Below are 9,065 nucleotides of genomic sequence, written 5' to 3' on the forward strand. Positions count from 1 at the left end.
ATGAACAAGAACCCCGGGAGCCGGGGTTCTTCCCGAAAACCGGGGTTCTTGCGCAGGGCGGCGCACTCAGGCGGTCGAGGCGATGCCCCGGAACACTTCCGGGCCGTTCCGCACGGCCGTCGTCGTGCCCGAGATAAAGGCCGTGTAGACCGTCTCCGCAGCCGGCGGCGCCAGCAGATCCTGTGCCGTAAAGGAGTGCACTTCCGTCGTGCCCGTTACGCTCACCGTCCCGGTCAACGTGAAGATGACATTGGCGGGGTTGAACGTCGAGCCGCGGACGATGTCAACCGTGAACGTGTCGCCGATGTCGCCGCTGATGCCGACCATGCCGTCCAGCGCGATAATCGTGTTCGGCGCGTTCTGCGTCTGAAGCCCGATGATGCCGAACAGCGTCGGCGTAGCGCTCAGCGGTACGTTCGGAGCACCGACCGTGTTGGAGTTCATTGAGCTGCGTTGATCGAGGAAAACTCCCATCCCATTCACCCCCTGCTTGCCTGAGATGCTACAGTCTATGGGATTTGGTGCTAAGCGGTATAGACAAACTATGGAGGATAAATGAGGATTTTTTTATTCCGCGCCGATCACATCCCGCATCTTCGCCCACATGTCCCCCAGCGCCGTGCGCAGCCGGATCCGTCCGGCCTGCGGATCGACCTTCGTCACGACGCCCGTCACCTCCCGGTCCGCATACTCGCCGTACAGCTTCAGCGTGACCGGCCGGCCCGTCTCGAGCGATTCGCCGATCCGAAGCGCCAGCTCCTCCATCTCCTGTTCGTCAAGCACGGGGCGCTCTTTGCGGTTCAGCGACTCCCGGTGGCCATTGATACGCTCCTTGTGTTCGGGCAGCATCATCCGGCTCGATTCCCAGAGCAGATTGTACCCGGATGTCAATTTGTTCACGCGCGGTTTTGCCATTGCTGTCCGCCATCCTCTCTTCGATGTCTGATCCTCTGTTGATGATTAGCCGACGTCTGACCCGCACTTGCCGCCTTTCTTCCGACCCGCTCCTGTCGCCTTTCCGCTCCCGGGAGCCGGCCCGAACTTTCCGGACCGCCGTCTGCGCGAGGCCGCCGACCGTGCTCCGCCGCCCTGCGCATGCCGCTCCGGCGTCATTTGTAATGGCCGCCGATCTTGCGCGCCCGGTCCCTCGCCTGCCCGGCCTCGGTGAGCGAGACGGCCCGGATGATCGAATCGTCGCCGTACTTGTCCTTGATCCGGTCCGTCGCCTGTTCGAGGGCGCGGTACTTCTCCCGGTGGTCGAACAGCAGCAGCTGATATTCCCGGTCGTCCTGCAGACCGGTCATCGCGACGCCGACCTTCCGCACCGGCAGGCCGTCCCAATGCCGGTCGAACAGTTCGCACGCGAACCGGTAGGCGTCGTTTGTCGCCTGGGTCGGATACGGCAGCGTCATCTGCCGGAAAAACCCGCTCGGCCGGTCGAAGTCGGCGCCCTGGCAGCCGACGGCCAGCGTCCGGCCCATCTTCCCCTTGGCCCGCATGCGCCGGCAGACGAGCTCGCACAGCTCGAGCAGCACGACCCGCAGTTCTTCCCGCGTCTCGTAATCGCGCGGCAGCGTCATCTGGTGGCCGATGCCTTTCTGCCCGATGTGGGTGTCCGGCGTCACCGGCGAATCGTCGCACCCGCGCGCGATGCGCCAGATCATCTCGCCGTTGATCCCCCAACGCGCCCGCAGCCGGGAAAGCGGCGCCCGCGCCAGGTCGCCGATCGTCTCGATGCCCATCCGGTTCAGGTGCGCCGTCATGCGCGAGCCGATCATGAACATTTTGCCGACCGGCAGCTGCCACAGCGTCTGCTCGAGACGATCCGGATCGAGCCGGAAAATGCCGGTCGGATGCTTCTTCGCGTAGTTGTCGCACGCCATCTTCGCCAGCACCTTGTTCGTGCTGATGCCGAACCGGACGTAGACGCCGGTCTGCTCCAGCACCTGCTTCTGGATCCGGCGGGCCGCCTCCTCGGGTCCGCCGAACAGGCGGGCCGATCCGGTCAGATCGAGGAACTGCTCGTCGATGCTGTACGGTTCGACCATGTCCGTGAACGACTCGTAGATGCGCGTGATGAGCAGGGAATACTCAATGTATTCCTGCATGCGCGGCTTCGCCACGATCAAGTCGGGGCACTTGCCCAGCGCTTCACCGAGCCGTTCGGCGGTGGTGACGCCGCGCGCCTTCGCGAGCGGGCAGGCGGCGAGCACGATGCCCGAACGGCGCTCGGGATCGCCCGCCACAACAAGCGGCTTCTCCTCGTACTCGGGATGTTTCGCCTTCTCGACGCTGGCATAGAACGACTGGCAGTCCGCCAGCATGATCACCCGCTGTTTCCGCGCCATCGCCCCGTCCTCCCCCGAGACAAGAACGTATGTTCTTATCATATTCAAAATACACGAACTTATGTTTGTGTATCAACAGTATTTTTCTGTAAGGTTCAGCGGGCGCGCATGCGCAGGCAGTGGCGGCGGCACGCCGCAAGACGCTATAATGGCCTCAAGAGAAGAACGCAAAGGAGAATCGCGCATGTGCGGCCGCTACACGATCACGGTGACGCTGGAAGAGCTGATGGTGCGGTACATGATCGGCGTGACGAACATTCCGTACCACCGGCCGAAATACAACGTCGCGCCGGGGCAGATGGTGCCTGCCGTCATCAGCGACGGCCGGACGAGCCGGCTCGGGGAACTGAGGTGGGGACTCATCCCGTCCTGGGCGAAGGACGAGAAAATCGGCAGCCGCCTGCTGAATGCCCGCGCGGAGACGGCCGCGGACAAGCCGGCCTTCCGCGGGCCGCTCCGAACGAAGCGCTGCCTCGTGCCGGCGGACGGCTTCTACGAATGGCGGACGGAGCCGGACGGCAGCCGGCAGCCGCTTCGCATCGTGCTGCGCGGCGGCGGTATCTTCAGCATGGCCGGCCTGTACGAGACATGGACCGCGCCGGACGGGCGGCGCATCAGCACGGTGGCGATCCTGACGACGGAACCGAACGAACTGATGGCGCCCATCCACAACCGGATGCCGGTCATCCTGCGTCCGGAAGACGAGGCGCTCTGGCTGGACCGCAGCGTGCGCGATCCCGAAGCGCTGCGGCATTTGTACGCGCCTTATCCGGCGTCCGAGCTCGAAGCGTATCCGGTCGGAAAAGCGGTCGGCAGCGTCAAGGTCGACGATCCGTCCCTGATCGAGCCGCTCGCCAAATCCTGAGAACGGACGGCATAGGGCATATAAAGGAAAAACTTCCTCCGTCCGCGGATCCGTGTGACGAATCCCGGAACAGAGGAAGTTTTTTCGCTGTCCGACCCGCTTGACCCGCAGCGCCCTAACGGAACATGCTCCACAGCCGGAGCAGATGCAGCGTGTTGTTCGGATCGATCCGCTGCGCGATCACGAATGCGATGATCCGCTCTTCCAGGTCGGACGTGAGCGGCTCGTTCAGGATGGCGGCCGCCGAGCGCACAAGACGGCGCACCTTCGCCCGATCCTGAAGGTCGTACTTGGTCACGCCGTTAAGCAGCGCCTTCATCCGCTCCTTGGTTGCCGGATTTTTCATCTTCCGTTTGACGCGCTCGACCAACTCGGGCCGAATGCCGTACTGCTGATAACCCACGCGCGGCACCTCCATCGCATTGACGGTCCGGCCGGGCCGGGGCCGTCATTTCAGGATATGACGTCCGCACCGCGCAGTTGTCATCCGCCGCAAATTTCGGCCGAAAATAATTCAATCGAGCTGTTCGCCCTGAAAGACCGGATCCCGCATCAACATCTCGCGCAGCCGCGCGCAGGCGGGATCGTGCCAGAAGGCCTCCCGCGACACCAACTCCGCCGCGTCGTCCCGCGCCGTCTCCAGCAGCGCGTAATCGGACGACAGATCCGCCACCTTGAAATCCGGCAGGCCGCTCTGCTTCGTGCCGAAGAAATCGCCCGGTCCCCTGAGCTCCAGGTCGCGCCGCGACACTTCGAACCCGTCGTCGGTCTCCGTCATGATCCGCATCCGCTCAAGGCCGGTCTCCGATTTCGGATCGGCGATCAGCACGCAATAGGACGCGTACGACCCGCGTCCGACGCGTCCCCGGAGCTGGTGCAGCTGCGACAGGCCGAACCGGTCGGCGTCCATCACGACCATCAGCGTCGCGTTCGGCACGTCGACGCCGACCTCGACGACGGTCGTCGCGACGAGCACATGCGCTTCGCCGGACGCGAACTCGCGCATGACCGCGTCTTTCTCCGCCGCGGTCAGCCGGCCGTGCAGCAGCCCGACCTTGAGATCCGGGAAGGCCTGCTGCATCTGCTGATGCAGATCGATGACGTTCTGCACGTCCAGCTTGTCCGATTCCTCGATCAGCGGGCAGATGATGTAAGCCTGCCGCCCCGCCGCCACTTCCCGCCGGATGAAGCCGAGCACGCGGTCCAGCATGTCGTGCCTGACCCAGTACGTCTTGATCGGCACCCGCCCTTTCGGACGCTCGCGCAGCGTCGAGACGTCCATGTCGCCGAACACCGTAATCGCCAGCGTCCGGGGAATCGGCGTCGCCGTCATCGTCAGCACGTCCGGATGGATCCCCTTGCGGCGCAGAATGCTGCGCTGGCCGACGCCGAACCGGTGCTGCTCGTCCGTCACGACCAGGCTGAGGCTGCGGAAATGGACATCTTCCTGAATGAGCGCATGGGTGCCGACGACGACGTCGATCATGCCCATCTGCAGCCCGGCGAGCACGTCCCGCCGCTGCCGCTCGGTCAGGCTGCCGGTCAGCAGCGCCACCTGGATGCCGTGCGGCGCAAACAGCTTCTCCAGCGTGCGCAGATGCTGCTCGGCCAATATCTCGGTCGGCGCCATCAGCGCCCCCTGATGCCCGCTCTTCACGGCGGCATAGAGCGCGATAGCCGCGATGACCGTCTTGCCGGAGCCGACGTCACCCTGCAGCAGCCGGTTCATGCAATACGGCTGGCGCATGTCGTGCAGAATCTCGTTCACCGCTTTCTTCTGCCCGTCGGTGAGCTCGAACGGCAGTCCCGCCGCGAACGCGCGGATCGCCGCGTTGTCCGCCGTATGCGCGATGCCGTCCCGCTTGCGGCGCGTATGCGCGCGGTAAGCCTGCAGCTTGAGCTGGAACAGGAACAGCTCCTCATACGCCATCCGCCTGCGCGCGGCCTGGCCTTCTTCCGCGCTGCCCGGCGCGTGGATCCGCATTACCGCTTCCCTGCGCGGCATCAGCCCGTGCCGCTGGATCAGCTCGTGCGGCAGCACTTCCGGCACGAGATGGCCGAACTGCTGCAGCGCCTGCGCGATCGTCTTGCGCATCCAGCTTTGCGTGATGCCGCCTCCGACCGAGTAGACCGGCTGCAGCGTGCCGGTCTTCGACGCCCCGCGGTCGGGAAACTCCGATTCGGCCACCGTGAGCTGGCGCCGGTGCCGGTCCCATTTGCCCGTCAGCGTAATGTCCCGTCCGGGCGTCAGCTGATCCTTCAGGAAATGCCGGTTGAACCAGACAGCCGTAATGAGCATCCGGCCCGCCGCCACGCGGCAGGACATGCGGGTTTTGCCGCCGTAGCGCTGCACGACCGGCGGGGCCGCGATTTTGCCCTGTATGGTCGCCTTCTCTCCATCTCCGACTTCTTCCAGCTCCCGCACCCGGTAATCCTCGTAGCGGAACGGGAAATATTCCAGCAGATCCGCCGCCGTACGGATGCCAAAGGCGTGAAGCTCCTCTTCTTTCCGGGCGCTCACGCCTTTGATCTGCCGTACCGGGATCTGGTCCAGCCTGATATTCATCACGTTCACGCCTTGTACATGAAGACGGCTGACGTGCCGGGTCCGACATGCGCGCCGATGACGCCGCCGATGAGCACATGGCGGACGCTCCGGACGTCGAACTTCTCCTGCACCCGCGCCAGCAGCTCCTTCGCGTGTTCGTCGTACTTGCTCCAGCCGATGCCGACATGGACGGGCGAACGGCCGAATTCTTCTTCCAGCATTTCGATGATGCGGTTCATGGCCTTCTTGGTGCCCCGCGTCTTCTCGACCGGCGCAACCACGCCGTCCTGGATCGTCAGAATCGGCTTGATGTTGAGCAGACCGCCGATCAGCGCGGCCGCTTTCCCGATCCGGCCGCCCCGCTGCAAATATTCAAGCGTATCGACGAGGAAATAGATGCGCATGCCCTTGAGCAGCCGATAGGCCGCCTCCAGAATCTGCTCCTTCGAAGCGCCTTCCCGGGCCATTTCCGCCGCGAGCAGCGCGGCCGCGCCGAACCCGTGGGAAGCGGACCGCGAGTCGACGACCGTGATGTCGGGTTCGCCTTCCAGCATCGATTTGGCGATGACGGCCGACTGGTACGTGCCGCTGAATTCCGAACTGAGATGGAACGAAATGATCTGCGCCTCCGGATCCTTGTCGAGAATGCACTGGTACAGTTCGAGAAAATCGTTCGGCGAAGGCTGCGACGTCGTCGGCATGACCAAGGACGCTTCCAGCATGTCGTAGAAATTGCCGGGACCGATCGTCACCCCGTCGAGATAGGTTTCTTCCCCGAAATGCACCTTGAGCGGAATCATCTCGATGCCGAGCCGCTGACACTCCTCCGCGGGAATGTCCGATGTGCTGTCCACGACGATTTTCACCGCACACATGCTTGACGCCTCCCGTCTTTCGCGAATGATCGTTCGATTACTCCACCGCAATCAAATAGGGATACAGCGGCTGTCCGCCCTCGAATACTTCCAGTTCGGCGTCGGGATATGATTCCTTCAGCCAGTCGGACAGCGCCGCGGTCTCCGCGTCATTCGTCCCTTCCCCGGTCAACACCGTGACCAGTTCGCCGCCGTCTTCCAGCATCTTCGCAAGCAGCGTGCGGCAAGTCTCCTGCAGGCTGCCGGAAGCCGTGACAATCTCCTTGTCCATGATGCCGATATAGTCGCCTTCCCGGATCGTCAGCCCGCCGATCGTGGAATCCCGCACGGCAAGCGTCACTTCGCCGGAACGGACCGACTCGGCGGCTCCGCGCATCCGCTCCTCGTTCCGCTCGGCCGTCTCCGCTTCGTTGAACGCGAGCAGCGCGGCCAGCCCTTGCGGAATCGAGCGCGTCGGAATGACGGTGACGGAGCGGCCGCTCATTTCCGCCGCCTGCTGCGCGGTCAGGATGACGTTGCCGTTGTTCGGCAGCAGATAGATCTGCTCCGCGCTGAGCGATTCGATCGCCTGCAGGAAGTCTTCCGTGCTCGGATTCATCGTCTGCCCGCCCGACAGCACGATATCGGCTTCATGCCGGAGGAAGATGTCGGCGATGCCGCCGCCCATCGCGACGGCGATGATGCCGTACGGCGCGAACTCGTGCACCTGCTCGGGCGACACGCCCTGCACGGGAGCGCCGCCCGTCAGCACTTCGGGCGCCGCCAGTTCCGGCCCGTCGCCGGCAGGCTCCCCCTGATCCAGCAGCTCGCGGTGCTGCTCGCGCATGTTCAGGATGCGGATGTCGATCAATTCGCCGTAAGGCAGCGCGAGATTGAGCACATCGCCCGGCTTGCGCGAATGGACGTGCACTTTGATGATGTCGCCGTCGTCGATGACGATGACCGAATCGCCGTCCTTCTCCAGCGCGCGGGTGAACCATTCCCGATCGAAGCGCATGCCGGCCGGCATCCGTGCGGGACGCCGGATGAAAAACTCCATGTCATACGGAAATTCGATCGATTCCGTCGCCACCCGGCTTTGCGCCGGCGCGGATTCCGCACGGCGCGCCGGACGCGCCGCGGCGGGCATCTCGACGGCTTCAACCGTTGCTTCGCCGGACAGGTACGCCGCGAAGCCCTCGTATAGGTGGACGAGCCCCTGACCGCCGGAATCGACGACCCCGACCTGCTTCAGAATGGGGAGCATATCCGGCGTCTTGAGCAGCGTCTCCCTCGCCTTCGCCAGCACCTCGCGCAGCAGCGCCGCGATGTCGGGCGTGCGGCGGGCGATCGACACCGCGTGCCGGGAGGCTTCCCGCGCGACCGTGAGAATCGTTCCCTCGACCGGCTTCACCACCGACTTGTAGGCGGTGTCGACCCCCTGCTGCAGCGCCGCGGCGAACTGCACCGCGTTCAGTTCGTCATGGCCGGCCGCTCCGCGGGCGAATCCGCGGAACAGCTGCGACAGAATGACGCCGGAGTTGCCCCTCGCGCCCATGAGAAGCCCCCGTGAAAGCGCTTCTGCGGCTGCTCCTAAAGAAAGCGACGGGCGGCTTCTCAGCTCTTGCACACCCGAACGCATCGTGAGATTCATATTGGTTCCCGTATCGCCGTCCGGCACGGGAAAGACGTTCAGCGCGTTGACCTGCTGCATGTTCCGCTCCAGCGCATCCGCGCCCGCAAACACCATTTCCGCGAATGTCTTTCCGTCCAGCACCCGCTTGCTCACCCGATTCCCTCCTACCGCGATACCCGTACGCCTTGCACGATAATGTTCACATAATCCACTTTCAGACCGGTGACTTCGTTCAATACATATTTCACGCGCGACTGCACGTTGTGCGCGACTTCCGAAATTCTCGTGCCGTAGCTGACGACGATGTACAGATCGACATGCGTCGCCTCGCCCTCCCGACGGATTTCGACACCGCGCGACAAATTTTCCCTGCCCAGAAGTTCGGCAATGCCATCCTTGAGCTGCTTGCGCGACGCCATGCCGACCAGACCGTAGCATTCCAAGGCTGCTGAGCCCGCGATCTCCGACAGCACATGATCCGACACATGGACATGACCCAGTTCAGTCTGGAGTTGCGTAGACATGGCTCCACTCCTCCTCAGGCAAGTATAGGTTAAATTCATTATAAAGATTGCACAGGCAGAATACAAACGGAAATCGCCGTTAGATCGTCCATGTTCGCCGAAAATCTCACGCAATTGGCTCCGTTCCCTCCGTTTCGATGACTTGTCCCGTGCCGACTTGCAGGTTAGAGTAAAATTAGCGTTGGGGTAAAGATTGGAAAAAGCGGACATAGAAAGAGAGCCTCTCCTTTGGTAGAGTGGAATTTGGCAAAAAAACACCCTCAAAGGAGGAGGCTCCTATGCAGCACTTT

9 protein-coding genes are annotated in these 9,065 nt (G+C 63.4%); 1 reads left to right on the plus strand and 8 read right to left on the minus strand.

The genetic code is table 11. The features are described 5' to 3' along the window. Positions 1-66: 66 nt before the first annotated feature. From C6W55_RS13195 to C6W55_RS13205, 3 genes are all read right to left on the minus strand, one after another. Complete coding sequence (locus C6W55_RS13195; RefSeq protein ID WP_015255030.1) at positions 67-474, minus strand: hypothetical protein; 408 nt, start codon at positions 472-474, stop codon at positions 67-69. Between the two features lie 93 nt (positions 475-567). Further along, positions 568-915: a YolD-like family protein gene (locus C6W55_RS13200; protein WP_213483290.1), complete on the minus strand. Its 348-nt coding sequence runs from the start codon at positions 913-915 to the stop codon at positions 568-570. Between the two features lie 194 nt (positions 916-1,109). Beyond that, positions 1,110-2,348, minus strand: a complete 1,239-nt coding sequence (locus tag C6W55_RS13205) for a DNA polymerase IV (RefSeq protein WP_286893085.1) — start codon at positions 2,346-2,348, stop codon at positions 1,110-1,112. Between the two features lie 184 nt (positions 2,349-2,532). On the opposite strand from C6W55_RS13205, the gene C6W55_RS13210 reads away from it, so the two are divergent. Then, positions 2,533-3,213, plus strand: coding sequence for an SOS response-associated peptidase (locus tag C6W55_RS13210; protein ID WP_286893086.1), 681 nt, complete (start codon positions 2,533-2,535; stop codon positions 3,211-3,213). Between the two features lie 115 nt (positions 3,214-3,328). Here the strand turns inward: C6W55_RS13210 and C6W55_RS13215 are convergent, their stop codons facing one another. The 5 genes from C6W55_RS13215 to C6W55_RS13235 all read right to left on the minus strand — a co-directional run bounded on the left by C6W55_RS13215 (position 3,329) and on the right by C6W55_RS13235 (position 8,775). After that, positions 3,329-3,616: a stage VI sporulation protein F gene (locus tag C6W55_RS13215; RefSeq protein WP_213483292.1), complete on the minus strand. Its 288-nt coding sequence runs from the start codon at positions 3,614-3,616 to the stop codon at positions 3,329-3,331. A 111-nt stretch (positions 3,617-3,727) separates the two neighbouring features. After that, a complete protein-coding gene (gene recG / locus C6W55_RS13220; protein WP_286893087.1) occupies positions 3,728-5,779 on the minus strand; it encodes an ATP-dependent DNA helicase RecG in 2,052 nt (683 codons plus the stop codon). Between the two features lie 5 nt (positions 5,780-5,784). Next, positions 5,785-6,636, minus strand: a complete 852-nt coding sequence (locus C6W55_RS13225) for a DegV family protein (protein ID WP_286893088.1) — start codon at positions 6,634-6,636, stop codon at positions 5,785-5,787. Between the two features lie 37 nt (positions 6,637-6,673). Beyond that, positions 6,674-8,404 (minus strand): DAK2 domain-containing protein, encoded by a 1,731-nt coding sequence (locus tag C6W55_RS13230; RefSeq protein WP_286893089.1) that lies wholly within the window; start codon positions 8,402-8,404, stop codon positions 6,674-6,676. 11 nt (positions 8,405-8,415) lie between these two features. Then, a complete protein-coding gene (locus C6W55_RS13235) occupies positions 8,416-8,775 on the minus strand; it encodes an Asp23/Gls24 family envelope stress response protein (protein ID WP_286893090.1) in 360 nt (119 codons plus the stop codon). Positions 8,776-9,065 lie beyond the last annotated feature (290 nt).

Source organism: Thermobacillus sp. (assembly GCF_003390775.1).
In the GTDB taxonomy this organism is placed as follows: Bacteria; Bacillota; Bacilli; order Paenibacillales; family Paenibacillaceae; genus Thermobacillus; species Thermobacillus xylanilyticus.